The 26384-nt window shown below is 59.4% G+C and carries 30 protein-coding genes and 1 tRNA gene; 18 read left to right on the top strand and 13 right to left on the bottom strand.

Annotation, left to right across the window (positions count from 1 at the left end; genetic code table 11):
* Window positions 1–233 precede the first annotated feature (233 nt).
* Both AAIH70_RS16935 and AAIH70_RS16930 read left to right on the top strand, forming a co-directional pair.
* Window positions 234–620 carry a TIGR02300 family protein gene (locus AAIH70_RS16935; protein WP_132276029.1) on the top strand — a complete coding sequence of 129 codons (387 nt, stop codon included), beginning with the start codon at window positions 234–236 and terminating at the stop codon, window positions 618–620.
* Between the two features lie 149 nt (window positions 621–769).
* Window positions 770–845: transfer RNA gene (locus AAIH70_RS16930), tRNA-Ala, on the top strand.
* 51 nt (window positions 846–896) lie between these two features.
* Here AAIH70_RS16930 and AAIH70_RS16925 read toward each other — a convergent pair.
* Genes AAIH70_RS16925 through AAIH70_RS16905 form a run of 5 tightly spaced genes read right to left on the bottom strand, consistent with a single transcriptional unit; the run spans window position 897 to window position 5190 of the window.
* The gene (locus AAIH70_RS16925) at window positions 897–1304 is read right to left on the bottom strand and encodes a YkgJ family cysteine cluster protein (protein ID WP_132276027.1); all 408 of its coding nucleotides are present in this window, start codon (window positions 1302–1304) and stop codon (window positions 897–899) included.
* Between the two features lie 39 nt (window positions 1305–1343).
* Window positions 1344–2501, bottom strand: coding sequence for an N-acetylglucosamine-6-phosphate deacetylase (nagA, locus tag AAIH70_RS16920; RefSeq protein ID WP_132276025.1), 1158 nt, complete (start codon window positions 2499–2501; stop codon window positions 1344–1346).
* Complete coding sequence (locus tag AAIH70_RS16915) at window positions 2498–3526, bottom strand: SIS domain-containing protein (RefSeq protein WP_132276023.1); 1029 nt, start codon at window positions 3524–3526, stop codon at window positions 2498–2500. The genes nagA and AAIH70_RS16915 overlap by 4 nt, the downstream gene beginning before the upstream one ends.
* 15 nt (window positions 3527–3541) lie before the next feature.
* Window positions 3542–4306, bottom strand: a complete 765-nt coding sequence (locus AAIH70_RS16910; protein ID WP_132276021.1) for a GntR family transcriptional regulator — start codon at window positions 4304–4306, stop codon at window positions 3542–3544.
* Complete coding sequence (locus AAIH70_RS16905; RefSeq protein ID WP_132276019.1) at window positions 4303–5190, bottom strand: BadF/BadG/BcrA/BcrD ATPase family protein; 888 nt, start codon at window positions 5188–5190, stop codon at window positions 4303–4305. The genes AAIH70_RS16910 and AAIH70_RS16905 overlap by 4 nt, the downstream gene beginning before the upstream one ends.
* A 207-nt stretch (window positions 5191–5397) precedes the next feature.
* Between AAIH70_RS16905 and AAIH70_RS16900 the strand changes: the two genes are divergently transcribed.
* The 11 genes from AAIH70_RS16900 (at window position 5398) to AAIH70_RS16850 (ending at window position 15560) form a co-directional block, all read left to right on the top strand.
* Window positions 5398–6285, top strand: a complete 888-nt coding sequence (locus AAIH70_RS16900; protein WP_132276017.1) for an N-acetylmuramic acid 6-phosphate etherase — start codon at window positions 5398–5400, stop codon at window positions 6283–6285.
* 52 nt (window positions 6286–6337) lie between these two features.
* Window positions 6338–7603, top strand: coding sequence for an ABC transporter substrate-binding protein (locus AAIH70_RS16895; protein WP_132276015.1), 1266 nt, complete (start codon window positions 6338–6340; stop codon window positions 7601–7603).
* Window positions 7604–7788: 185 nt separating this feature from the next.
* Window positions 7789–8739, top strand: coding sequence for a carbohydrate ABC transporter permease (locus tag AAIH70_RS16890; RefSeq protein WP_132276013.1), 951 nt, complete (start codon window positions 7789–7791; stop codon window positions 8737–8739).
* Between the two features lie 11 nt (window positions 8740–8750).
* Window positions 8751–9590, top strand: coding sequence for a carbohydrate ABC transporter permease (locus AAIH70_RS16885; RefSeq protein ID WP_132276011.1), 840 nt, complete (start codon window positions 8751–8753; stop codon window positions 9588–9590).
* Complete coding sequence (locus tag AAIH70_RS16880; RefSeq protein WP_132276009.1) at window positions 9587–10648, top strand: Gfo/Idh/MocA family protein; 1062 nt, start codon at window positions 9587–9589, stop codon at window positions 10646–10648. Before AAIH70_RS16885 ends, AAIH70_RS16880 begins: the two co-directional genes overlap by 4 nt.
* A gap of 22 nt (window positions 10649–10670) precedes the next feature.
* Window positions 10671–11672, top strand: coding sequence for an ABC transporter ATP-binding protein (locus tag AAIH70_RS16875; protein ID WP_132276007.1), 1002 nt, complete (start codon window positions 10671–10673; stop codon window positions 11670–11672).
* A 62-nt stretch (window positions 11673–11734) separates the two neighbouring features.
* Complete coding sequence (locus tag AAIH70_RS16870; protein WP_132276005.1) at window positions 11735–12286, top strand: DNA-3-methyladenine glycosylase; 552 nt, start codon at window positions 11735–11737, stop codon at window positions 12284–12286.
* A 183-nt stretch (window positions 12287–12469) separates the two neighbouring features.
* Complete coding sequence (locus AAIH70_RS16865; protein ID WP_165932053.1) at window positions 12470–13027, top strand: winged helix DNA-binding protein; 558 nt, start codon at window positions 12470–12472, stop codon at window positions 13025–13027.
* A gap of 31 nt (window positions 13028–13058) precedes the next feature.
* On the top strand, window positions 13059–13919 hold the full coding sequence (locus AAIH70_RS16860; RefSeq protein ID WP_245519216.1) for an alpha/beta hydrolase: 861 nt from the start codon (window positions 13059–13061) through the stop codon (window positions 13917–13919).
* Window positions 13920–13988: 69 nt separating this feature from the next.
* The gene (locus AAIH70_RS16855) at window positions 13989–14705 is read left to right on the top strand and encodes a YoaK family protein (RefSeq protein WP_430034954.1); all 717 of its coding nucleotides are present in this window, start codon (window positions 13989–13991) and stop codon (window positions 14703–14705) included.
* A 66-nt stretch (window positions 14706–14771) separates the two neighbouring features.
* On the top strand, window positions 14772–15560 hold the full coding sequence (locus AAIH70_RS16850) for a YdcF family protein (protein ID WP_132276795.1): 789 nt from the start codon (window positions 14772–14774) through the stop codon (window positions 15558–15560).
* Here the strand turns inward: AAIH70_RS16850 and AAIH70_RS16845 are convergent, their stop codons facing one another.
* Both AAIH70_RS16845 and irrA read right to left on the bottom strand, forming a co-directional pair.
* Window positions 15561–16028 (bottom strand): hypothetical protein, encoded by a 468-nt coding sequence (locus AAIH70_RS16845; RefSeq protein WP_132276793.1) that lies wholly within the window; start codon window positions 16026–16028, stop codon window positions 15561–15563.
* A gap of 124 nt (window positions 16029–16152) precedes the next feature.
* On the bottom strand, window positions 16153–16569 hold the full coding sequence (gene irrA, locus AAIH70_RS16840) for an iron response transcriptional regulator IrrA (RefSeq protein WP_373458488.1): 417 nt from the start codon (window positions 16567–16569) through the stop codon (window positions 16153–16155).
* A 299-nt stretch (window positions 16570–16868) separates the two neighbouring features.
* On the opposite strand from irrA, the gene fabA reads away from it, so the two are divergent.
* The 5 genes from fabA (at window position 16869) to AAIH70_RS16815 (ending at window position 20143) form a co-directional block, all read left to right on the top strand.
* A complete protein-coding gene (gene fabA, locus AAIH70_RS16835; protein WP_132275997.1) occupies window positions 16869–17384 on the top strand; it encodes a 3-hydroxyacyl-[acyl-carrier-protein] dehydratase FabA in 516 nt (171 codons plus the stop codon).
* Between the two features lie 44 nt (window positions 17385–17428).
* Entirely contained in the window at window positions 17429–18652 is a 1224-nt protein-coding gene (fabB, locus tag AAIH70_RS16830; RefSeq protein WP_132275995.1) for a beta-ketoacyl-ACP synthase I, read from the top strand.
* 4 nt (window positions 18653–18656) lie between these two features.
* Window positions 18657–19463, top strand: a complete 807-nt coding sequence (fabI, locus tag AAIH70_RS16825) for an enoyl-ACP reductase FabI (RefSeq protein WP_132275993.1) — start codon at window positions 18657–18659, stop codon at window positions 19461–19463.
* Window positions 19464–19551: 88 nt separating this feature from the next.
* On the top strand, window positions 19552–19734 hold the full coding sequence (locus AAIH70_RS16820) for a type II toxin-antitoxin system HicA family toxin (RefSeq protein ID WP_132275991.1): 183 nt from the start codon (window positions 19552–19554) through the stop codon (window positions 19732–19734).
* Window positions 19735–19747: 13 nt separating this feature from the next.
* Window positions 19748–20143 carry a type II toxin-antitoxin system HicB family antitoxin gene (locus AAIH70_RS16815; protein ID WP_132275989.1) on the top strand — a complete coding sequence of 132 codons (396 nt, stop codon included), beginning with the start codon at window positions 19748–19750 and terminating at the stop codon, window positions 20141–20143.
* On the opposite strand, the gene AAIH70_RS16810 is transcribed toward AAIH70_RS16815, so the two are convergent.
* The 6 genes from AAIH70_RS16810 to rbfA form a co-directional block, all read right to left on the bottom strand.
* A complete protein-coding gene (locus tag AAIH70_RS16810) occupies window positions 20144–20785 on the bottom strand; it encodes a tetratricopeptide repeat protein (protein WP_132275987.1) in 642 nt (213 codons plus the stop codon).
* A 75-nt stretch (window positions 20786–20860) separates the two neighbouring features.
* Window positions 20861–21868, bottom strand: coding sequence for a class I SAM-dependent methyltransferase (locus AAIH70_RS16805; RefSeq protein ID WP_132275985.1), 1008 nt, complete (start codon window positions 21866–21868; stop codon window positions 20861–20863).
* Window positions 21869–21963: 95 nt separating this feature from the next.
* Entirely contained in the window at window positions 21964–24096 is a 2133-nt protein-coding gene (pnp, locus tag AAIH70_RS16800) for a polyribonucleotide nucleotidyltransferase (protein WP_132275983.1), read from the bottom strand.
* 325 nt (window positions 24097–24421) lie between these two features.
* Window positions 24422–24691: a 30S ribosomal protein S15 gene (rpsO, locus tag AAIH70_RS16795; protein ID WP_112729456.1), complete on the bottom strand. Its 270-nt coding sequence runs from the start codon at window positions 24689–24691 to the stop codon at window positions 24422–24424.
* Between the two features lie 171 nt (window positions 24692–24862).
* On the bottom strand, window positions 24863–25792 hold the full coding sequence (truB, locus tag AAIH70_RS16790) for a tRNA pseudouridine(55) synthase TruB (protein ID WP_132275981.1): 930 nt from the start codon (window positions 25790–25792) through the stop codon (window positions 24863–24865).
* A 6-nt stretch (window positions 25793–25798) separates the two neighbouring features.
* A complete protein-coding gene (rbfA, locus tag AAIH70_RS16785; protein ID WP_132275979.1) occupies window positions 25799–26224 on the bottom strand; it encodes a 30S ribosome-binding factor RbfA in 426 nt (141 codons plus the stop codon).
* Between the last annotated feature and the right edge of the window lie 160 nt (window positions 26225–26384).

Raw genomic sequence — 26384 nt, 5'->3', positions numbered from 1 at the left:
CGGGCAGCCGAAACCGGGCAATGCCACATTTTCTGCCGACTTATCACGCAGCGTGATGGCGGTCATCTGTGCAATGGTGCAGAATGGCGTGATTTTGCTGGGTCAAGTTTGCCTTTGACATGCCAGAGGACAACGACTAAGGGGACCGGCTAGCATTTTCAGCTGAAATATGACGACCGCAACCATGCGGCATTGCCGATACCATTCGGCCCATTCTCACGAGGCTTTCGACAGTGGCAAAAGCGGAACTTGGTACCAAACGTGTAGACCCGGATACGGGCAAGAAATTCTACGACCTCAATCGCGACCCGGTCGTCTCGCCGTATAGCGGCAAGTCCTGGCCGCTGTCGTTCTTCGAAGAGAACTCGGCTGCCGCCATCATGGAACAGGCCGAGGAAGAGGACGTCCAGGAAGTCGATACCGAGAACAACGAAGTCGAACTCGTTTCGAGTGACGACAACGACGACGGCAACACCGGCGACGATATCCCCGATGATCTCGGCGACGACGATGTCGAACTCGACGGCGATGACGACGACACCTTCCTCGAAACCGAAGAAGACGATGACGACGATATGTCCGATATCATCGGCGTCGGCGGCGACGACGAAGAAGGCTGATCTTCTCTAAAATGCGGCCCGGAAAAGATTTTTTCACCGGGCCGCATTTTTCGGCTTGCACTTCCCGAAAACAGGAAGTACTTAGCCGCCACTCCCGAAGCGAAAGCGGCACGGAGTTCCCAGGACCGGAAATTCCGGACCACCCTGATGGGGCTATAGCTCAGCTGGGAGAGCGCTTGCATGGCATGCAAGAGGTCAGCGGTTCGATCCCGCTTAGCTCCACCAAATCTTCCCAGAGACACTCTATCGGTTCAAAAAATCTAGCACTCTTGTGTGTCAGATCTTGAACACCTCTTCCCCGCAGAACACGATCACGTAACCGCCGGACGATTCGGCCTTTGCCGCCCATGATTCGAGCTGGCTGCGATAGGGTTCGCTCCGCCATAGATCGGGGTGATCGGGATCCGCCAGAACGGTGATCTGCGGTCCCTGTTCGTAAATCATCATTTTCGAGATTGCTGGGTCCCATTCGGGCGGCAGCGAATCATCGGTGCGCCAGAGACAGAGGAAATCACGACAGAGCGATGGCCGGTCGTCATAGATCGAGCAGCCCCGACCTTCGACGCAGTGGCTGCACCACGCATTTGCCGGCTTGTCGAAATGATCGATATCCGGCAGCCGACAGCACAGCGTGCAGGTGCCGCAGGTTCTGTTCTCGACTATGGTTGTGGTGGTGGCGGACATCCGCCAGCCAATACCACCGGGACCGCCTGGACAGAAGCGCTATTGGCGATGGACGCAGGTGCCGCCGATGAAGGTGGCATTCATCGACAGGTCGTCGTTCAGAAGCACGAAATCCGCATCGGCTCCTTGCCGCAGCGATCCCTTGTGCGAAATACCGATGGCTTCTGCCGGGTAGACCGTTGCCATGCGCACCGCTTCCTCCAGCGGCAGACCGAGCTTTTCATGCACGAATCGTACCGATGAGAGCATGTCTATATCGGCACCGGCCAGCGTACCATCGGCCAGCGTCAGGCGACCATCTCTGCGCAGGATTTCGCGGCCATTGAGCGTAAAGCTGGTCACATCCGTGCCGATCGGCGACATGGCGTCGGTGACGATAAAAATGCGCCCCTGCCCCTGCTTGGCGCGCAAGGCGACAGACATCGATGGCGCAACGACGTGGATGCCGTCGGCGATCAGGCCGCAATGCAACGTCACGCTCTGCAGTGCGGCGCCGACAAGACCGGGTTCGCGGTGGCCGAGCGGGCTCATGGCATTGAACAGATGTGTGACCATGCGCGCACCGGCTTTTTCGTAACGACCGGCCGTCTCGAAGCTTGATTCGGTATGGCCGAGACTGACGATGATGCCAGCATCCGCCAATTGGCCAACCTGCGCCTCGCTGACGTTTTCCGGGGCGATCGTGGTCAGCAGAACATCGAGATCCTTTGCCGAGGACAGGAACAGGTCGAGATCGGCCTCCTCCATCGGGCGGATCAGCGCCGGATCATGCGCGCCCTTGCGGGCAACGGAAAGATGCGGGCCTTCAAGATGCAGGCCGAGAAAACCGGAGACGCCTTCGCGCCTCGCCTGTCTGCCAGCCTCGACGGTGGCCCGGGTAGTTTCCGGGGTATCGGTGATCAGCGTCGGTAGCAACGCCGTGGTGCCGAAACGGGCATGGGCGGCGCAGATGCGTGAAATGCCTTCAACGGTCGGCTCATCATTGAGCATCACGCCACCGCCGCCATTGACTTGCAGGTCGATAAAGCCGGGCAGAAGAATGCCGCCGTCGAGTCTTACCTTTTCCGCAGTGTCGGCGAGCGCCGAGGCAGAGACAATTGCCTGCACCGTGCCGCCGCTCACGACCAGTGCCGAATCATCGTGCCAGGCCGCGCCATCAAAAATGCGGGCGCCTAAATATGCCTTGGCGTCGGTCATCGGGTTTCCGTTACCTTCTTGAGTGCCACCGGCGCATCCGGATTAAAACCGCGGCTGCGCGACCAGGATTCGACGAAACCGTAGAACGGCAGGATCAGAGCCAGCGCATCGGTGAGCGGATGGCCGGTTGCGACGAAAGGCAATTTTCGAGCGGACTTGACCTTGTCCGACGTCGCGAATGCAAGCGCGCGCTTGCCGGAAAGGCTTTCGACGATCTCGACAACCGAGTTTTCCGCAGCATCCCTTGCGGCAAAGGCGAGCAGCGGAAATTTGTCTTCCACCAGCGCCACCGGCCCATGCAGCACTTCGGCAGCCGAATAGGCTTCGGCATGCATGTTGGAGGTTTCCTTGAACTTCAGCGCCGCTTCGCTGGCAATCGCCAAAGCCGGGCCGCGACCGAGCATGTAAAGCGATTCGGCATCGCCGAGTTCCGCGGCAAAATCGCCCCATTGCAGGGTGACGGCCTTTGCAAACACTTCCGGGAGGTTTTGCAGGGCATTGCGCAAATCCGCGTCGTTGGTCCACTCGGCCAGAAGCGCCAGACCCGCGACGATGGAATTGACGAAGGATTTTGTGGCGGCGACGGCCAGTTCCGGGCCGGCCTGAATATCCAGCGCGTGGGTACAGGCGGAGGCAAGCGGTGACGGCAGCGTGTTTGTCAGCGCCACCGTGACGGCACCGGCATCGGTGGCCGATTGCGCCATCGCGACGATATCGGGGCTTTTGCCGGATTGCGAGATGGTGATCGCCGCGCCGCCCGAAAGCTTCAGTTTTGCGCCGTAGATGGAGGCAAGCGACGGACCGAGCGAGGCAACCGGCCGGCCGGCGGTGAGTTCCACCGCATATTTGATAAAGGTGGCGGCATGATCGGACGAACCGCGCGCAATGGTGACCAGAAAGGCCGGGTCCTTTTCCCGCAACGCGAGACCTGCCGATTTCAGATCGGCGGCAGAGCGGTCCAGCAGGCGGGCGACAGCGTGCGGGATCTCGTCGATCTCGCGGCGCATATGGGTTTGCGTGGTCATGGAATCCTCCGGCATTCAACGGCCGCCAAGCGTCAGCTCGGCGACGAAATCATAGGCATCGCCCCGGTAGAGAGAGCGCGTGAACTCCACCACCCGGCCGGAACCGAGATACGAAATACGTTCGATCGACAGGCCGGCAGAGCCGACCGACACCTGCAACAACCCGGCATCCGGGTTCTTGACGTTGCATGCGGAGATGCGCTGGATGGCGCGCACCGGCCGGGCGCCGGTCTTTTCCAGTTCGCCATACAGCGATGTGGAGACGCGTGCGGGATCCGGCAAAAATTCGGCCGACAGGCTGGCGCGCTCGATAGCAAGCGGCATGTCGTTGGTAATGCGCAGGCGGCCTATACGGGCAACCAGTGTACCGGGCGCTAAGCCGAGCATGACGCTTTCTTCCGGCGAGGGATGATAAAGACCGCGCTCCAGCCATTCCGAGCGGGTGACGAGACCGCGTCGCGCCATGTCTTCGGTGAAGGAGGTGAGGTGCGAAAGCGGCTGCTCGACACGCGAAACCGGTTTGACGACAAAAGTGCCGGAGCCGTGGCGGCGCATCAGCAACCCGTCTTTCACCAGATCATCCACCGCCTTGCGCACGGTGACACGGCTGACACTGGCGTAATCGGCAAGGTCGCGTTCGGCCGGAAGCGCAGCACCATGAGCCAGCCTGCCGGAACGAATCGCATCCTCCAGCGTCTGGCGCAGTTTCAGATAAAGCGGGCCGGCGCTTGCCGCCTGAAAACCGTCGAGCGGCAGGAGGGCGGAAAGCGCTTCGCTCATCGGCCAGTTCCCTCGGAAGTCAGTTCGGAGACCGCAAGTGAGACGGCGCCGGTGAGCGCATCGGCCAAAGGTTCTGACAGGCGGTTGCGGTGGCGCTCAGCCAGATAGGTGGGGTAAAGACCGGCGAGACCGCCGAGCAGGCACAGACGTCCTTGCCCTTGCATGACGGCCGCCACGGCATCAAGCGCGGCATCGACTTCGGCTGCGGCCGCATGGAGGATGCGCAGGGCCGTTTCATCACCCCGTTCGGCGGCGAAAAACACGCGTGGCGCATAGCGTCCGAATTCGCCGGGGCTGGCCTTGCGGGCAAAGCCTACAACCTGCTCGGGATCATTGCCGAACTCCGCCAAAAGTTCGGCGGAGAGCGGCGTCACCGAGCGGACGCCATCATGCGCCAGCAGACACTCCTGAAGCGCGGCATGACCAAGACGGGCGCCGCTGCCGAGATCACTCACCTGAAAACCCCAGCCGCCGATGGAGGTCAATTGATCACCACGTCGCGCGAGGCAGATCGTGCCCGTGCCGAGAATGGCGATGGCGCCGTCCTCGCTGCCTACCGCACCCTCAAGCGCGATCAGCCCATCATTGACGATTTTCGAGCGCTGGAACGGCAGGCGGGCCAGAACATAATTGACCGCATCGCCGACATTGTTGCCGGCAAGCCCGAGAAGGGCCGAGGAGGACGAGACCAGATTTTCAGAAAGGCCGGCATCCCGAAAGGCCAGACGCGCCGCCTCATCGATATGGCGCAGCGCATTGTCGGGATCGGACAGAATATTGGAGGCACCGCTTTTGCCACGGCCAAGGATACGACCATCGGTATCCGCTACCGCTGCACGGCAACTGGTTCCACCACCATCGATCCCGAGAATATAGTTGGGCATGAATACCTCCGACACAAACCATACCAAAAAAGTACCAATAGCCAAGGGCGATTTGCAATTCGCATTTTGGAAACGTTTCAATGCATTGATTCATAATTATATTTTTCCGAATTTACGGCCGTGCGGTCATTCAACTTAGGCGATCGTTAATTTGCATCTGGACAATTGGTATTTTTTTGGCATCATTTCTCTCGAGGGAGAACTCGGATGAGCAAAAACGCCACCGAAGCCAGACATGAACACGCGATCGGGCTGGATATGCTCGAGCCGACTGCGGCGCTGCGTGTGCTTGCAGAGGGCCAGCAGCGGGCCGCTCGCGCCGTGACCGACGCCATCCCGGCACTTGCTGCGGCTGCCGAACTGACCGCACGTGCTCTCCAGCGGAGCGGACGACTGATCTATGTCGGCGCTGGCAGTTCCGGCCTGATGGCGATGGCCGATGCGCTCGAACTGCCCGGCACCTATGGCATTGCCCGTGACCGGATCGTGGTTCTGATGGCAGGCGGCATTGCCAGCCTGACCGATCTGGCCGGCGGCCCGGAAGACGACATTGCCCTGGCTGAACGGGATGCCGCCTGCATTGCCGACAGCGACTGCGTGATCTGCGTTTCCGCCAGTGGCTCGACGCCTTATGCACTGGCCATTGCAAAAATTGCGAAAGCGCGTGGCGCATCCGTGATCGGCATCGCCAACAATGCCGGCGCACCTTTGTTGAAACTTGCTGATGTTGCCGTGCTTCTGGCAACGCCGCCGGAAGTGGTGGCGGGATCGACCCGCATGGGTGCGGGTACTGCGCAAAAGATCGCGTTCAACATGCTGTCGACTCTCACGGCCATCAAGCTCGGCCATGTGCATGACGGGCATATGGTGGATGTGCGGGCCGACAACGAAAAGCTGCGCATCCGCGCCACTCGCATCGTCTCTGAAATCGCCGGCATCGACATGGATGCCGCCGGCGAACGGATGCAAAGCGCTGCAGGCTCGGTGAAAGTCGCCGTGCTGCTGGCAGCAGGTGCGCATGATGCGGAGACGGCGCAGGCCGCGCTTGCCCGCTCTGGACAGGTACTACGGCAGGCACTTGCCGAGTTCGAATAATAATAATGGGAACCGAAAATGCGCCCGCGGGCGCCATAACTGGGAGAATGTCATGACCCGTATGCTGAAAGGCCTGATGCTTGCCACGACCGTGCTTGTGCCTGCGGCACTGGCAGGTGTTGCCAATGCTGCCGATACCGCGCTGACCATCGAAAGCTGGCGCAACGACGACCTGTCGATCTGGCAGGAAAAACTGATCCCCGCCTTCGAAGCCAAGAACCCCGGCATCAAGGTGACGTTCGCCCCGATGGCTCCGACCGAATACAATTCGGCCGTCAATGCCAAGCTGGAAGCTGGCACGGCGGGCGATCTCATCACCTGCCGCCCGTTCGACCTGTCGCTTGCCATGTTCGAAAAGGGCCAGCTTGCCGCGCTGAACGACCTCGACGGTATCAAGAACTTTTCGGATACCGCCAAGTCCGCGTGGAGCACAGACGACGGCAAAACGACGTTTTGCGTGCCGATGGCATCGGTCATTCACGGCTTCATCTACAACAAGAAGGCGTTTGAAGAGCTGAAGGTCGCGGTGCCGAAGACCGAGGACGAGTTCTTCGCCCTGCTCGAAAAGATCAAGACCGACGGCAACTACATCCCTCTGGCCATGGGCACCAAGGACCAGTGGGAAGCCGCGACCATGGGCTATTACAATATCGGCCCGAACGACTGGAAGGGCGAAGAAGGCCGCAAGGCGCTGATCGCCGGCACCCAGAAACTGACCGATGCCGACTGGATCGAGCCCTACAAGACGCTGGCCAAGTGGAAACCCTATCTCGGCGACGGTTTTGAAGCCCAGACCTATCCGGACAGCCAGAACCTGTTCACGCTCGGCCGCGCCGCCATCTATCCGGCCGGTTCCTGGGAAATCGCGCCATTCAAGGCACAGGCCGATTTCGAAATGGGCGCCTTCCCGCCACCGGTGAAGAAGGCCGGCGATACCTGCTACATTTCCGACCATAACGACATCGGCATCGGTCTCAACGCCAAGGGCAAGAACCCGGAAGCGGCGAAGAAATTCCTCGCCTGGGTCGCCTCGCCGGAATTCGCCACGCTTTACGCCAACTCGCTGCCGGGCTTCTTCAGCCTGAACTCGACTGCGGTGAAGATGGAAGATCCGCTGGCGCAGGAATTCGTCTCCTGGCGCCAGAACTGCAAGCCGACCATCCGCCCGAGCGCGGCGATCGTCGGCCGTGGCAAGCCGAACCTCGATCTCGAAATGTGGCGTGTGTCGGCCAATGTCATCAACGGCACGCAGACACCGGAACAGGCAGCCGAAGAGACCCAGAAGGGTCTGGAAAGCTGGTACAAGCCGGCGAAGTGAGCTGATGAAGGTGCGGAGGCTGATCACCAGCCTCCGTTCGACCTTCGATAAAGCTCATCCACCTCTCCAATCGTCATCCTCGGGCTTGTCCCGAGGATCTGCAACTACCTGAGATCATGAACGTGGTCAGATCCTCGGCACAAGGCCGAGGATGACGCCTCACATGCAAACGCAGAGTTCACATCATGAGCGACATCGACACGGCCGATCCTGCGATCGCTCCGATCAAACGGCCCACCCGCTGGCATATCGCCGTGTTTCTGGCGCCGGCAGTGCTCGTCTATACGGCGATCATGATCCTGCCGCTGATCGAAACCCTGCGGCTGTCGCTCTACAATCTCGTCGATGGACAGACGGTGTTTGTCGGGCTCTCGAATTTTGCCACGCTGTTTTCCGATCCACGGCTTTCCGCCAGTTTCTGGAATGCGCTCGGCAATAACCTGATCTTCTTCGTCATCCATATGCTGGTGCAGAACCCGGTGGGCATTGCGCTCGCCGCCATGCTGTCTGTGCCGAAACTGCGCTTCGCCACCTTTTATCGCACCGCCATCTTCGTTCCGACGCTGCTGTCCTTCGTGATCGTCGGCTTCATCTGGAAGCTGATCCTGTCGCCGATCTGGGGCATTGCCCCCAGCCTGATGGATCTCGTCGGGCTGAAATGGGCGTTTGCGCCCTGGCTCGGCAAACCGGACAGCGCGCTGATCACGGTGTCGCTGATTTCCGTCTGGCAATATGTCGGCATTCCGATGATGCTGATCTATGCCGCTCTGCTCAACATCCCGGAAGAAGTGCTGGAAGCCGCCGAATGCGACGGCATTACCGGCTGGAGCCAGTTCTGGAAGATCAAGCTGCCGCTGATCCTGCCCTCGATCGGCATCATCTCGATCCTCACCTTTGTCGGCAATTTCAATGCCTTCGATCTGATCTATACTGTTCAGGGGGCGCTGGCCGGTCCCGATGGCTCTACCGATATTTTGGGCACCCTGCTCTACCGCACCTTCTTCGGTTTCCAGAACCAGATGGGTGACCGCTCGATGGGTGCGACCATCGCCACCGTGATGTTCCTGATCATTCTCGCCGGCGTTTCGCTTTATCTCTTCGTCATCCAGCGGCGCATGCGTCGCTACCAGTTCTGAAGGAGGCGATCATGGCCAAGGCCCGCACCTCGCTTGTCCGCACCGGACTGATCCATCTGGCTCTGATCAGTTATACGCTGATTGCGCTGTTTCCGGTGTTTCTGACGCTGGTCAACTCGTTCAAGAGCCGCAATGCGATCTTTCGCGATCCGATGGCGATCCCCACGCCTTCGACCTTCGATCTCGTTGGTTACAAGACCGTGCTCGCCCAGGGTGATTTTTTCGGTTATTTCCAGAACAGCATGATCGTCACCGTTGTGGCAATCGCGCTGGTGCTGCTGTTCGGTGCGATGGCGGCGTTTGCGCTGTCGGAATATCGCTTTCGCGGCAACCTGCTGATGGGGCTTTATCTGGCGCTCGGCATCATGATCCCGATCCGGCTGGGCACCGTCGCCATCCTGCAGGGCATGGTGGCCGCCGGTCTCGTCAACACGCTGACGGCGCTGGTTCTGGTTTATACGGCACAAGGGCTGCCTCTTGCCATCTTCATCCTGTCGGAATTCATGCGCACCGTTTCCGATGACTTGAAAAATGCCGGGCGGATCGACGGATTGTCCGAATATGCCATCTTCTTCCGCCTTGTCCTGCCGCTGGTGCGCCCGGCCATGGCGACGGTTGCCGTGTTCACCATGATACCGATCTGGAATGATCTGTGGTTCCCGCTCATCCTTGCGCCCGGCGAGGAAACCAAGACGGTGACGCTGGGTGCGCAGATGTTCATCGGCCAGTTCGTCACCAACTGGAACGCCGTGCTCTCCGCCCTGTCGCTCGCCATCCTGCCGGTTCTGGTTCTTTACGTCATCTTCTCACGCCAGCTGATCCGCGGCATCACTTCGGGAGCCGTCAAATGAGTTCCAACACACCCCTTCGCGTGCTTGTTGCCGGTCTCGGCAATATGGGCCGCAGTCACGCATTGGCCTATCATCACAATCCCGGTTTCGAGATCGTCGGTCTTGTGAACCGCAGCCGGCCGGACCTGCCAGCAGAACTCGCCGACTATCCGTTCCTCAACGATTTCGAAGCCGCGCTCAGCGAACTGAAACCGGATGTCTGCTCGATCAACACCTATTCCGACAGCCATGCCGCCTATGCCATTCGGGCATTCGAGGCTGGCGCCCATGTGTTTCTGGAAAAGCCGCTGGCGACGACGGTTGTCGATGCCGAGCGCGTGGTCGCTGCCGCCAAGGCGCATGGCCGCAAGCTGGTGATCGGTTACATTCTGCGCCATCACCCCTCGTGGATACGGCTGATCGCGGAGGCCCGCAAACTCGGACCACCTTACGTTTTCCGCATGAACCTCAACCAGCAGTCCTCCGGCGCCCATTGGGACGTGCACAAGGCGCTGATGCAGACGACGTCGCCGATCGTCGATTGCGGCGTGCACTATCTCGACGTGATGTGCCAGATCACCGATGCGCGCGCCGTGGAAGTGCGCGGCATGGGCCTGCGCATGTCCGACGAGATCGCGCCCGACATGTATAATTACGGCCATCTGCAGGTGATGTTCGAGGATGGTTCGGTCGGCTGGTACGAGGCCGGCTGGGGACCGATGATGTCGGAAACGGCGTTTTTCGTGAAGGACGTGATGTCGCCAAAAGGATCGGTATCGATCCGTGTCGACGAAAACGCCAAGTCGGCCGATATCGATACGCATACGAAAACATCGGTCATCCGCGTGCACCGAGCCGAGACCGGGCCGGATGGCGGCTTTCTCGTTGCTGACGAAGATCTCAGGATGGAGGGAGAACCCGGCCATCAGGAACTGTGTGACCTCGAACAGGCCTATGTATTGAAAGCCATCCGCGACGACATCGACCTGACACGGCATATGGACGATGCCGTACAATCGCTGCGCCTTGCGCTGGCGGCCGACGAAAGCGTGCGTACCGGGCTGCCGGTCCGTTTCTGAGATTACATGAAGGAACAAGCCCTTGGGTTCGCTGAAACTGACATCCATCCGCAAGGCCTTTGGCACGCACGAGGTGCTGAAAGGCATCGATCTTGAGGTCGAGGACGGTGAGTTCGTGATCTTTGTCGGCCCTTCCGGCTGCGGCAAGTCCACGCTTCTCAGGGTCATCGCCGGCCTTGAAGACGCATCGAGCGGCAGCATGCAGATCGATGGTCAGGAGGTCGCCACCGTGCCGCCTGCAAAACGTGGCATCGCCATGGTGTTCCAGTCCTACGCGCTTTATCCGCACCTGACGGTGAAGGACAATATGGGGCTTGGCCTGAAACAGGCGGGCACGCCCAAGCCGGAGATCGAGACACGTGTTGCCGAAGCGTCGCGCATGCTGTCGCTTGGGCCGTATCTGGCGCGGCGCCCGGCAGAGCTTTCCGGCGGCCAGCGCCAGCGTGTCGCCATCGGCCGCGCCACCGTGCGCGAGCCAAAACTGTTCCTCTTCGACGAGCCGCTGTCCAACCTCGACGCGGCTTTGCGCGTGCAGACACGGCTGGAAATCGCCCGCCTGCACCGACAGCTGAAGGCAACGATGATCTATGTCACCCACGATCAGGTGGAGGCGATGACGCTGGCCGACAAGATCGTGGTGCTGAATGCCGGCGCAATCGAGCAGGTCGGATCTCCGATGGAGCTTTACAACAAGCCGGCTAACACCTTTGTTGCCGGTTTCATCGGCTCGCCGCAGATGAATTTCATCGAGGCCGACAGGCTGGGCGATGCGCAGGCAAAAACCCTCGGCATCCGCCCCGAACATATCGCGCTTTCCCGCGAGGCCGGCGACTGGCAAGCCAAGATCGTGCATGTCGAACATCTTGGTGCCGACACCATTCTTTATCTGGAAACGGAAGAGACGGGCCTTCTCACCGTGCGCCTGTTCGGTGAACATCGCTTCGCGGCCGACGAGATCGTCTTCGCAACGCCAGACAGGAGCCGCCTGCATCGGTTCGACGCCAAAGATCAGGCAATCGCGTGACGGGCTGACTTGTCATGATAGGCCGGCAGGCCGATATCACGCACGTGATCAAACGGTGGGACATGACGGACCTGCATGAATTTTTCGACCGCTCTTCGGTTGAGGTGGCGCGCGACCTGATCGGCGCCGAACTGATATTTGCAGGTTGCGGCGGCGTGATCGTCGAGACGGAAGCTTATGAGCCGGACGACCCGGCATCGCACAGTTTCCGCGGCATGACGCCGAGAACCCGCACCATGTTTGGCCCGCCTGCACATGCCTATGTCTATCGCTCCTACGGTATTCACTGGTGTCTGAACTTCGTCTGCAAGCCAGGTAGCGCCGTGCTGATCCGGGCATTGCAGCCCGTCTCCGGCCTTGCCGAGATGGAAACAAGACGCGGCAAGACGGATCCGCTTCTGCTTTGCTCCGGCCCGGGACGGCTATGTCAGGCACTTGGCGTCGGCATCGCGCAGGATGGCCTGCCGCTCTATCAGCCACCTTTCGTCGTGACACCTGCACACGTCACAGCAATCGTGGATATCGGCAAACGCATCGGTATATCCAAGGCAATGGATCAGCCCTGGCGCTTCGGGCTGCGTGATTCTGTTCATGTCAGCAACAAGTTTCGCTGATGGATCAGCTCTGCCACACCTTCATTTTCGATGTATTGCCACGCATCGAAACATGCTCCACCTCTGCAACATGTGAAATTTACCCATTTTATACCGAATAAAACACAGTATTTATATCAAACAACTACTGTATTTTCGCAAAACTTAATGCAATATTCCGCGCAAGACGCGTGGAGAAACTCGATGAACGACATATCCGGAGCCGAAGGAGCGGCCCAAGACCACCTGACGGACATGAGCCTGTCGGAAGATGCGCTCACTGCATTCGAGTGGTCCTTATGGCGTATATCGGCCGCGTTTCTGCGCTGGCAGTCGGAATGCAGCACCGATCTGGCCGGCACCAGCATCAGCGGGCTGGAAACCGCGGTTTTGCATACGATCCGGTATCGCCAGAAGCCCAAGGGCCTCAGCGAAATCTGCCGATTGCTTGGCCGCGATGATACCGCCAATGTGCAATATGCCATCAAGAAGCTGCAGGGCCTGAAGATGATCGAGCGCGTCAAGGGCCGGTCACGCAAGGATACACTCTATATCCCGACCTCGGCCGGCGAGCAGTTGACGCAAGATTATCGTGCAGTGCGTGAAAACCTGCTGGTCTCGATGATCCAGAGGATCGATCGATCGGACAACAGTCTGCAATCCACGACCGAAATGCTGGAACTGCTGACGAGCTTTTACGAAGCCGCCACACGCCGCGTCGCCAGCAGTACACTGCCGACGGGCCATTCCGCCCAATCCTGATCTTTTCTGGCAGGCGATGCGTGATACGGTGATGGTTTACAAGACCATCACGACAGGTGCATGCATGATTTTCCACGCGGTTTCGGACTGGAACGACGCTTATTCCAACGGACCCAATATCCCCAATGGCAGCGCCTGGCCGCAGGCCTGGGTTGAGCCGGCCAGAAACTACCGGGACACGCTACTCTCACTCGGCCGCGCCGAGATCGATATCGCCTACGGATCAAAGCCGCGACATCTGTTCGATCTCTTTCTGCCGGAAGGAACGCCACGGGGACTGGTCGTTTACGTCCATGGTGGTTTCTGGCAGAGCCTCGACAAATCCTACTGGTCGCATCTGGCCAATGGCGCGGTGACACACGGTTATGCCGTGGCATTGCCGCAATATACGCTCTGCCCGGATGCACGCATTTCCGACATTACCCGTGAGGTTTCCGAGGCCATAACGGCGGCGGCGAAACGGATTGCCGGGCCGCTGCACCTGACCGGTCATTCCGCAGGCGGGCATCTTGTGTCCCGCATGGTTTCCCATACCTCGCCGCTTGCTCCCGAAATCCGCCGCCGCATTGGCAATACGATATCGATTTCCGGCCTGCACGATCTGCGTCCGCTTCTGCCCACACGGCTGAACGAAAAACTTCAGCTGACGCTGGACGAAGCCGAACGGGAAAGCCCGGCGCTGCTGATGCCGGGAGACGATGTAAAGCTGTTCTGCTGGGTGGGCGCCAGCGAGCGGGCTGAATTCCTCCGCCAGAACGATCTTCTTGCCAATATCTGGACCGGGCTTGGCGCCAGGACCGGCTGCTATCACGAGCCGGATCGGCACCATTTCAATATCACGGATGGGCTGGCCGATCCCGCACATCCGCTGACGATGACGCTTCTGTCTTGATCTTCATCAAGACCCGCATGAAACCCTCATTCATCATCGCCTGATAGGACCTGCAAAAAGGACAGGGATATGACCATACAGAGGCGACGCCGGATGATACGAACCAGACGAACGAGCCTGGGCGTGACGCTGGTTGCGGCGATTTCCTTCCTGGCCGGATTGACCGACGCGATAGGATTGCAGCTTTCCGGTGATTTCGTCTCGTTCATGACCGGCAACACAACGCGCGCTGCAATCTCTTTCGAGCAGGGCGATTACAGTCATGCGCTCGTGCTGGTCGGGGCGATCGTCACCTTCGTGATCGGCAATGCGCTTGGCATCATCGTCGCGCATCTGTTCGAGCGACGTATTTTCGCCGTTCTCACCACGGTCGGCCTGCTTCTGGCGGTTGCCTCGGCGCTGGCTGCGCCCGAACTGGCGATCTGGCGGTTCAATGCCGTGGTACTGGCAATGGGCCTGGTCAATGCAGCGGTGGAGCATATCGAGGGCCTGCCGATCGGCCTGACCTATGTCACCGGCGCCCTTTCCCGTCTGGGGCGCGGTATCGGCCGCACGATCCTAGGAGAGCGCAATTTTGGCTGGACGGTGCAGATCGTGCCATGGCTCGGCATGGCAGCCGGTGCGCTTTGTGGCGCGGCTCTGGCCATAGGCCTGCCCGATCAGGCCTTGCAGATGGCGGCATGGTTGACGCTCGGCTTTGCTGCCATCACGCTGTTCATACCGCGCTCCTTGCAGCACCGTTACAACCAACGGCCAACGCCATCGGGCAACGGCTTGCATCACTGAATGTGAGAGAGGAATTTCGGTCTATAGTCATCGACGAATCGATCCGAAAGGCGCCCTTCCCCGATGATGTTCTATCTTTCCAAAATCGTCTGGCTGTTGGTGCAACCGCTTTCGCTGGCCTTCTTTTTGTGCCTAGCGGGCGCCCTTCTGGCGTCGCTCGGCTCAAGGAAGGCAGGTGCTGCCCTTTCATTTTTCGCAGCACTTGTATTGTTCGTCGCGCTTTACACGACGACCGGCAGCGTCGCTTTGCAGGTGCTGGAGGACCATGTGCGCAAGCCTTCTGCGGATCCGGCGGATCTCTCCTGCATCATCGTTCTGGGTGGCGCGCTTGAAAACCAGGTGACGACAAGCCGCGGCGGCATCGAACTCAATCAGGCAGCGGATCGTTTTGTCGAGACGGCACGACTGGGGCTGAAATATCCGCAGGCCAAAATTCTGGTGTCCGGCGGTGATGGCTCGATCAGTGGCGCCTATGAGGGCGAGGCAAATGCATCGGAACGGTTCTTCTCCGCTTTCGGCATATCCTCAGAGCGGCTGATCAAGGAAAACGGCTCCCGCAACACGTTCGAAAACACCCTGAACACAGCGGCGCTGCTGAAGGAACGCGGGCTTTCGGATTGCCTGCTGATCACCTCCGCCTTCCATATGCCGCGCTCGCTCGGCCTGTTTCGCCATGCGAGGCTTGCCGTCACGCCGTGGCCGGTGGATTATCGCACCACCGGCATCGAGAAGCTGGGCTTCGATTTCACCCAGCCATCGCTCAACGCGCAGCAAACGGCCACGGCCGCACGCGAATGGATGGGGCTGGTCGGCTATTATCTGTCCGGTCGAACCGGATCGTTGCTGCCGGAGTAACTACTTCTTCGAGATGGTCACGAACTTGGTGCCACGTACGCGCACCGTCATCTGGCACGACTCACCACCGTCGCGTTCGCAATATTTGGGCGCCATTTTGAAGACGAACACCATGTTGCCGAAACGCTTGATGAAATCGTAGCTGTGGATGCGGGCGGTGGCGATCATGAAATAGCCGCCCTCCTTGACCTGCAGATAGAAGTTATAGGGGCAACCTTCTTCATTGCAGGCCTGGCCCTTCGTTCCGTCGCAAGTATAGGCGCCATGATTGGCGATGGCATCGATCAGGCCATCATTGTTGATATCCATGCGCGTGATGAAATCGCCACCGAATTCGACGGCTTTGCATTCCTTACGGAAATGATCTTTTTCATAGATTTCCGGATCGCTCAGCAATTGCTGCTGCGCAAATGCGGGTGCAGCGGTGATCAGGCAGAGCAACGCGGCAAGAAAAGGCAATATTTTCATCAAAATGGCCTCGGGACGGCATGGTTTTAAATGATGCTGGGCAGCACATCGACGGCTGCCCAATATCCCATATTCCCACATGGCGCTTGCGCGGCGCTGACGAGGCCGCGCCGCAAAGTTGCGATCAGGATTTTTTCTCGCGGAGACGGATGATCACGTCAACATGGGCGATTTCCATGCCTTCCGGCGGTGCCGGCAGGTTGTCGATCGCAAGATTGTTGATCGGGATATCCAGCACTTCATTGCGTCCTTCGACGAAGAAATGATGGTGATCGGAAGTATTCGTGTCGAAATAGGTTTTTGCGCTTTCGACAGCGAGAACCCGGATCATGCCCGCTTCGGTGAACTGGTGCAGGGTATTATAGACGGTCGCAAGAGACACCGGCACGCCGGCGGATGTCGCCTCCTCGTGCAGTTCCTCCACCGTCAAATGGCGGTCACCCTTGGCAAACAGGAGATCGGCGAGTGCGATACGTTGCCGCGTCGGACGCAGCCCACATACTCGCAACCTTGTCTCCACGTCCATGCTGGCTTCAGCCATCATGCAGGCAAACTCCCGTCATCTTTGATAAAGTTCAACACTGGATATAACTTTAGCGACGAATGGTTTCAATAGCGCAAGTGTTCGCGCCATCACGAACGCCCTTTGTGTCATGGAAAAAACGCAGATTCGACGTTTACGCCTCTGGTTTGGCGGCTTCGCTTCCTATATGCCCTCGTGATCGTATGGGGCAGTCCCGGTTGATCGGCGATAAGCGGATCGGGGCAATCTCTTAATTTTGTGCCTATCCTGCTCTATAGCTTCGGATGGCCGCGACGACGGAGTAATGGATAATCCTGATGGCAACGAGACAGTCCAGCTACAGCTACGAAGAAATCCTCGCCTGCGCACATGGTGAACTCTTCGGACCCGGTAACGCGCAATTGCCTTTGCCGCCCATGCTGATGGTCCACCGCATCACGGACATTTCCGAAACCGGCGGCGCTTTCGACAAGGGTTATCTGCGCGCAGAATACGACGTGCGTCCGGACGACTGGTATTTCCCATGCCATTTCGAAGGCAACCCGATCATGCCGGGCTGCCTCGGCCTCGACGGCATGTGGCAGCTGACCGGATTCTTCCTCGGCTGGCTGGGTGAAGAAGGCCGCGGCATGGCGCTTTCGACCGGCGAAGTGAAGTTCAAGGGCATGATCCGCCCGACCACAAAGCTTCTCGAATTCGGCATCGACTTCAAGCGCGTCATGAAGGGCCGCCTCGTACTGGGCACCGCTGACGGCTGGCTGAAGGCCGATGGCGAGACCATTTATCAGGCAACCGACCTGCGCGTCGGTCTGGCCAAAGACAAGACGGCCTGAACCGCTTTTCAAGCGGTCGACGAAAACAACAAAGGTTTGATCACATGAGACGGGTAGTAGTCACGGGCCTGGGGATCGTGTCCTCGATCGGTAACGACGCTGGCGAAGTCACCGAATCCTTGCGTCAGGCAAAGTCGGGCATTTCCTTTTCCCCCGACTTCGCCGAGCACGGCTTCAAATGCCAGGTCTGGGGCAAGCCGAATATCGACACGACGGACCTCGTCGATCGCCGCGCCATGCGCTTCCTCTCCCAGGGTGGAGCATGGAACCATGTCGCGATGAAGCAGGCGCTGGCCGATAGCGGCCTGGAAGAGAAGGACTACGCTCAGAACGAGCGTGCCGGCATCATCATGGGTTCTGGTGGTCCTTCCACCCGCACGCTGATCGAAGCCGCCGATATCACCATCAAAAACAATAGCCCCAAGCGCATCGGCCCGTTCGCCGTGCCGAAGGCAATGTCCTCGACGGCATCGGCAACGCTCGCCACCTGGTTCAAGATCCACGGCGTCAACTACTCGATCTCGTCGGCCTGCTCGACGTCTGCACATTGCATCGGCAATGCAGCGGAAATGATCCAGTGGGGCAAGCAGGACATCATGTTCGCCGGCGGCCACGAAGATCTCGACTGGACCATGTCGAACCTGTTCGACGCCATGGGCGCCATGTCTTCGAAATACAACGACAACGCCCCGAGCGCTTCGCGCGCCTACGACGTCGATCGTGACGGCTTTGTCATCGCCGGTGGTGCAGGCGTTCTGGTTCTCGAAGAACTGGAACATGCCAAGGCCCGCGGTGCCAAGATTTACGCTGAAATCACCGGTTACGGCGCAACTTCCGACGGCTACGACATGGTTGCACCGTCGGGCGAAGGCGCCATCCGCTGCATGCGTCAGGCTCTCTCCACCGTGAAGGGCGATGTGGATTACATCAACACCCACGGCACCTCCACCCCGGTGGGCGATTCGAAGGAAATCGGCGCGATCCGCGAAGTGTTCGGGGACAAGATCCCGCATATCCAGTCGACCAAGTCGCTGACCGGTCATTCGCTGGGTGCAGCCGGCGTGCAGGAATCGATCTACGGTCTCCTGATGATGCAGGCCGGATTCATCGGCGAAAGCGCGCATATCCAGAACCTCGACCCGGAATTCGACGGCGTTCCGATCGTGCGCAGCCGCATCGACAATGCCAAGATCGATACCGTTCTTTCCAACTCCTTCGGGTTCGGCGGCACCAATGCCACGCTCGTCTTCCAGCGCTATAACGGATAATCCCATGACAGGTATCATGCAGGGCAAACGCGGCCTGATCATGGGCGTTGCGAACAACCATTCCATCGCCTGGGGCATTGCCAAGGCGCTGGCGGCGCAAGGTGCTGAACTGGCATTCACCTATCAGGGTGATGCGCTGGGCAAGCGCGTGAAGCCGCTGGCAACCGAAGTCGGCTCCGACTTCGTCATTCCTTGCGACGTCGAAGATATCGCCTCCGTCGATGCCACCTTCGACGCCATCAAGGAACGCTGGGGCTCGCTCGACTTCATCGTTCACGCCATCGGCTTTTCCGACAAGAACGAGCTGAAGGGCCAGTACGCCGAAACCACGCGCGAAAACTTTTCGCGCACCATGGTGATCTCGTGCTTCTCCTTCACCGAAATCGCCAAACGCGCAGCACCGCTGATGGTGAATGGCGGCTCAATGCTGACGCTGACCTATAACGGCTCACAGCGCGTCATCCCGAACTACAACGTCATGGGCGTGGCCAAGGCGGCTCTAGAAGCCTCCGTGCGCTATCTGGCGGCTGATTTCGGCCCACAGGACATCCGCGTCAACACGATCTCGGCAGGCCCTGTGCGCACGCTGGCCGGCGCCGGCATTTCCGACGCCCGCGCCATCTATGCTTGGAACAAAGAAAACGCGCCGCTTCGCCGTACTGCGACGATCGAGGACATTGGCGGCTCGGCTCTCTACCTGTTGTCTGACCTTTCGCGTGGCGTGACCGGCGAGGTGCATTACGTCGACGCCGGCTACAGCATCACGTCACTGCCGACGCTGGACAATCTGCGCAAGGCCGACAGCGAGTAATTTCAGAACCTGACCTGTACAAGAGCATGCGCATCATGATGCGCATGCTCTTGTTTTTTGCGCGATTGACGCGTACCCTTCCGGTAGCTTGGAGCGGAATAGCCAGAAGATCATCGCCAGACTGAAGCGCGAAGGCTTCCTGTTGATCTCGATCAAAGGATCTCATCACAAGCTCCGCAGAGGCACTCAGACGATCATCGTACCGCATCCAAAGAAGGATCTGCCGAGCGGCACCGCAATGGCAATCGCCAGGCAAGCGGGCTGGATTTGATAGGAAGCAGGCCATGAAGCATTTCATCGCGCTCGTACACAAAGACGAAGACAGTGCCTTTGGTATCCGTTTTCCCGATCTGTCCTCGGTGTTTTCGGCTGCTGATACCGAGAATGATCTGACCGCCAATGCGATCGAAGCGCTGCGCCTCTGGGCGGAAGATGCCGACTTGCCTAAACCTTCCACTTACCGGCAGATCACCGAACGCGGCGATATACGAGCTGAGCTTGCGAATGGCGCATTTTTTATCCGTATTCCCTATATCGAGGATGATACACGCGTGGTGCGTGCCAATGTCACGTTCGAAAAGGGTATGCTGGATGCTATCGACGCCGCAGCGCGCGAACGTGGTTTAACCCGCTCTGCCTTTCTTGCCAGTGCCGCCCGAAAGGAGATCGAGGCTGCCTGATCAGGGCGCAAGCCTCAACTCCTCAACAGCCTGGATATTTCCCGCCGCTGCGGCCTCCTTCAGAAGTGATTTTGCCCTTTCAGGCTCTTCCTCAGCAATCAGCTGGGCAAGTTTCCATTTCGCCCAATGGTCTTTGGTCTTGGGCAGGCTGAGCTCGAGATACCGTCTGGCAAGCGCCACGTCCTTCTTCACACCGTCACCGTCGGCGAGCATGAAGGCCAGCATGTGGTAGGCCCAGATATTGTCGTTTTCAGCTGAAATGCGGTACCAGATCGCCGCGATCTTGGGATCGGCCTGAACGCCGATACCCTTCTGGTAACACCAGCCGACTTTCAGCTGGCCGTGTTTGTCGTTCCTGGCGGCCGAGCGCATGTACCAGTTGAAGGCCTGAAGCGGGTCTTTTGCCAGCCCGGTCCCATGCTCGTACAATTCGCCGAGCTTAAAGGCGGCAACCGGATTTCCTTTCTCGGCGGACAGCCGGAAATAGCGGGCGGATATCGCCAGATCGCGATCGCTCCGGTGCTCGCGCGCCTCATAAAATTCGGCGGCGTTGAACCATTCCCAGGAGTTTCGCACCTGATCCGGCCGCGCTGCGGCGGCCGATATCAGCAGACAGCAGAGACTGCACACAATCCTGTTCACGCCACCACTCCAACCCACCGATCGCAACCCTAGAATGCAATCGATGGCGTTGGCAAGGATAGTGAAGAGCAGGTCTTATTTGCGTCCCCACAGCACCTTGAAGCGGGCATTGCGGCACGTCTCGCCGCTCTCGCGGAAGGCTTCTGCCAGAACTGGCTCATAGGGCAGGCCACGATTGGCCACCATCAGCAGCTGGCCGCCGCTACGCAGCGAAGCCGCTGCCGTACGGATCATTGTCCTGCCGAGCTCAGGATCGGCTGCCTGCGCCTCGTGGAAGGGCGGGTTCATGATCACGAGATCGTATTTTTCCTTCGGCGGTTCGGCACCGAGATCCTGCCAGAAGAAACGCGTGGCGAGATCCGGGCAATTGCCGGCGAGGTTGCGCTTGGCGAATTCCAGCGCCTGCCAGTCCGCCTCGAACAGGTCGATGCGGTTGGTACGGCGCGACTTTTCGGCCAGCATGACGGAGAGATAACCCCAGCCGGCACCAAAATCCGCGGCATTGCCATCGAAATCGGTCGGCAGGCGGCTTGCGAGAAGCTCTGAGCCCGGATCGACATGATCATGGGAGAAGATGCCGGGAATGGTCTCGAAGCGCCCCTCGACCATGCCTGCGGTCTTGCGCAGCGCCTTGATACTGCCGGAAGCATCTTCCGGACGGCCGAACCAGATGGCGACGCCATGATATTTTGGTGCGTAGTCGAGGATGACACCGAGTTTCAGCAGCATGGTGCGGAGCGACTGGATGCCGTCTTCCTTGCCACCGGCAATGACGATGACGCCGCCGACCTTTACGCGGGCCAGAACTTCGGCCACCCGGTTTTCGTTTTCACCGCGATGCTTGCCGCACAGAACGAGGCCGAAATCGTAATCTTCGCCTTCGGCTTCCGGAAAGGCATTGTCGCCCAGTGCGCGGAACAGCGGTCGGAAGGGCTGCACGGCGGTGATATCGCCGAGAAAGTCCGACGGCTTGGCATGGCCGGCTTCGGCGCCAAGGAAGAGCACACGCTCGCCCTCGCCCGGCATCGGCACCGCGTCGGTGGCAAAGGGATGGAAAAGCGTCTTGAGGGCGTCTCGGCTCATGATGTCGGACCTTGGCGGTGTTGTTTTCAGAAACTGATAAAGAAAAGGCGCGGAAGACAATGCTCCCGCGCCTCGATCTTGCGATCTGCGAAAGCTTACTCGGCTGCTTCGCCTTCGGCCTTCTTGATTTCCTGGCCGGTGGCCTGGTCGACGACCTTCATCGACAGGCGAACCTTGCCGCGCTCATCGAAGCCCATCAGCTTGACCCAGACCTTGTCGCCTTCCTTGACGATATCGGAGGTCTTGGCAACACGCTCGGAAGCGAGCTGCGAGATGTGGACCAGACCGTCGCGGGCGCCGAAGAAGTTGACGAAGGCGCCGAAATCGGCGGTCTTCACAACGGTGCCTTCGTAGACCACACCGACTTCCGGCTCGGCAACGATCGAGTGGATCCACTTGCGGGCCGCTTCGATTTCCTTACCCGAAGAAGAAGCGATCTTCACGGTGCCATCGTCTTCGATGTTGATCTTGGCGCCGGTCTTTTCGACGATTTCGCGGATGACCTTGCCGCCCGAACCGATGACTTCACGGATCTTGTCGACCGGGATGTTCATCACTTCGATGCGCGGAGCGAATTCGCCGAGCTGCGAACGGCCTTCGGTGATGGCATTGGCCATTTCGCCGAGGATGTGCTTGCGACCGCCCTGAGCCTGCTCGAGAGCGACCTTCATGATCTCTTCGGTGATACCGGCAATCTTGATGTCCATCTGCAGCGAGGTGATGCCGTCGGCAGTACCTGCAACCTTGAAGTCCATGTCGCCGAGGTGATCTTCGTCGCCGAGGATGTCGGAGAGAACGGCAAAACGTTCACCTTCGAGGATCAGGCCCATGGCGATACCGGCAACCGGCTTAGCCAACGGAACGCCTGCATCCATCAGAGCGAGCGAGGTGCCGCAGACGGTTGCCATCGAGGACGAGCCGTTCGACTCGGTGATCTCGGAGACGACGCGCAGCGTGTAAGGGAACTGCTCAGGCGACGGCAGCATCGGACGGATAGCGCGCCATGCGAGCTTGCCGTGACCGATTTCGCGACGGCCCGGGGAGCCCATACGGCCGGTTTCGCCAACCGAGTAGGGAGGGAAGTTGTAATGGAGCAGGAAGCGCTCCTTGTACATGCCGGTCAGGCTGTCAACGTACTGTTCGTCTTCGCCGGTGCCGAGCGTGGCAACAACGATCGCCTGCGTTTCACCGCGGGTGAACAGCGACGAACCGTGGGTGCGCGGCAGGATGCCGACTTCCGAGACGATTGCGCGGACGGTCGACAGATCACGGCCGTCGATACGGCTCTTGGTGTCGAGGATGTTCCAGCGAACGATCTTGGCCTGCAGATGCTTGAAGGTCGCGCCGATGACTTCGGCAGTGTATTTCGGCTCTACGCCTTCCGGGAAGAAGTGAGCCTTCACCTTTGCCTTGACGGCATCGACGGCTGCGTAACGTTCAGCCTTCTGGGTGTTCTTGTAGGCGGTGCGCAGCTCGGCTTCGAAATGCTTGAGCATCTCGGCTTCGAGTTCGGAATGATCTTCCGGCTGGAAGTCGCGCGGTTCCTTGGCGGCAACTTCAGCGAGCTTGATGATCGCGTCGATGACCGGCTGGAAACCACGGTGGCCGAACATGACAGCACCAAGCATGACGTCTTCGTTCAGTTCCTTGGCTTCCGATTCAACCATCAGGACGGCGTCCTGGGTGCCGGCAACAACGAGGTCGAGAACCGATTCGTCCATCTCGTCGAGATGCGGGTTCAGAACGTATTCGCCGTTGATGTAGCCGACGCGTGCGCCGCCGACCGGGCCCATGAACGGAACACCAGAGAGCGTCAGGGCAGCGGAAGCGGCAACCATCGACAATACGTCGGGATCGTTCTCAAGGTCGTGCTGGACGACAGTGACGACGACCTGGGTGTCGTTCTTGTAACCTTCAGGGAAGAGCGGGCGGATCGGACGGTCGATCAGGCGGGAAACCAGCGTTTCCTTTTCCGACGGACGACCTTCGCGCTTGAAATAGCCACCCGGGATCTTGCCGGCGGCGTAGGTCTTTTCCTGGTAGTTGACGGTCAGCGGGAAGAAATCCTGGCCCGGCTTCGGCGCCTTGGCCGAAACGACGGTGGCGAGAACGACGGTTTCGCCGTAGGTGGCCAGAACGGCGCCGTCAGCCTGGCGGGCGATCTTGCCCGTTTCCAGCTTCAGCGGGCGGCCTGCCCATTCGATTTCGACAGAGTGGGTATTGAACATGTGTTGTCCTTCAATGCGGGAATGACGTGACACCCTTTGCAAGGCGCCGGCACAATCGACCGCAGATATGACACATCACGGGCAAGACAACGAGAAGCTCCGATTCCCCTTGAAGGGAAACATTGGCCAAGATTTCAAGAAAATCTCGGCCAACAAAGCATCCGGCAATCCTGCCCCATGACAGGTCGGGGTTGATCTGGCAAACCGGCCATCCGGTTTCGCCGACAGTTTTCGCGCACATCATGAGCGCGGCAGGCAATGATCGGGCAAGGCCCGGAAAGAGGTCCGGCGGACACCCCGCAAGGAGCGCCCGCCGGAAAAGGTCTTAGCGACGGATACCCAGGCTGGTGATCAGCTTGGTGTAACGGGCTTCGTCCTTCTTCTTGACGTAGTCAAGAAGCGAACGGCGCGTGGAAACCATGGTCAGAAGGCCACGACGGGAGTGGTTGTCCTTCTTGTGGCCCTTGAAGTGTTCGGTCAAGTTGGTGATGCGCTCGGTGAGGATAGCAACCTGGACTTCCGGCGAACCGGTGTCGCCTTCAACGGTTGCGTATTCCTTGATGAGTTCGGCCTTGCGCTCTGCAGTGATCGACATCGTATGATCCTTTATGTGAAGAGGAATGAGGTCGCCAAAGGCCGAGATGTCGTTCAGCCTTGGCCGTGAATGCCGGGAACATGCCAATTGGCGGCCCCTAGCTGGCGCTGCCTATAGACCATTCGGCATGGAATGGGAAGAGGCCCGTATTTTGAGGAGGCCGATGGTTTATCAGCCAAACACCCGCTTCGGACGGAACTCACCCTGGGCGATATCGCCGATGGCAACCAGACGTCCCTTTGCCGTGGCATAGACTTCCGGCGCTTCGAGCGGGGCGTCGCGACCACGGACGATAACCGGATTGCCCATGCGGATGCGATAGGCCTGATCTTCACTGAGCGGCAGATGCGGCAGATCGGACAGCGCTTCGACCGTATCGAACAGAAGCGCATCCAGCGCCGCGAGACGCTCGTCACGATCCTCGACGCTTTCCAGCGCCACGAGATCGGCAAGCGGTACCATCTTCTCTTCCGCAAACGGCGCAACAAATGTGCGACGCAGGTTGGAGATATGGCCGAAACAGCCGAGGTCCGTACCGAAATCGCGGGCCAGCGCGCGGACATAGGTGCCCTTGCCGCATTCGACTTCGAAATGTGCGCAATTCTCTTCCGCGCCAAGCAGCGTCAGGCGAAAAATCTGGACTTCGCGGGACGGGATCTCGACCATTTCACCGCCACGGGCAAGATCGTAAGCGCGCTCGCCGGCGATCTTGATCGCGGAAAACTGCGGCGGGACCTGGCTGATCGTGCCGGTATAGTTCGGCAGGATATCGAGGATTTCCTGCTCGCTCGGACGCTTGTCGGAGCTCTCAACGACATCGCCTTCAAGATCGTCCGTCGAGCGCTGTTCGCCCCAGGTGACCGTGAACTCATAGATCTTGCGGCCATCCATGACGTAAGGCACGGTCTTGGTGGCATCACCTAGCGCGATCGGCAGCATGCCCGAGGCAAGCGGATCGAGCGTGCCGGCATGACCGGCCTTCTGGGCGTTGAACAGCCACTTGATCTTGGAGACGGCTTCGGTCGAGCCGAAATCGACAGGCTTGTCGAGGATAAGCCAGCCGGAGACCGGCCGGCCCTTGGGTTTACGCGGTTTGGACATTCTTCTCTATTCTTGCTCGTCGCCGGAGGCCTTGGACTCAGGATTGCCCCCGAGATCGCGCTGCACTTCCGGAGATTTCAGCAGCTGGTCGATCTTCTTGTAATTGTCGAAGCTGGTATCGTCACGGAAACGCACTTCGGGCATGTATTTCATTTGCCGCAACTGGCCGCCGAGGCGGCCGCGAATGTATTTCGCATTACGGTTCAAAGCCTCGATCACCGCTTCGTGGTCCGGCAGACCGAGCGGCGTGACATAGGCGGTGGCAATTTTCAAATCCGGAGACATGCGGACTTCCGACACGGAAATCACGGTCTTTTCGATCAGATCGTCGCGCACTTCGCCGCGCTGGAGAACCTGCGTAATGGCGGCGCGTACCTGCTCGCCGACGCGCAGCATCCGCTGCGAGGGCGCGGAAGACGTTGCTTTGCTCATTCTTGTTTTTCTTTCTTCTCATGTCCGCTTCGATACTGATCCTATCAGAAAGATCGTCGTTTGGCGCGGGCAGGCGTGCTCCATGCCTTTTTGGCGCCGAAAGGTCAAGCTTGGGACATTTTTCGCCCCCGTCTGCCGGAGCGACAAAATGCAGGTAGCA

The organism is Neorhizobium sp. BT27B (genome assembly GCF_050455485.1).
Classification (GTDB): Bacteria; Pseudomonadota; Alphaproteobacteria; order Rhizobiales; family Rhizobiaceae; genus Neorhizobium.
This window is presented reverse-complemented; position numbering and strand designations above follow the sequence as displayed.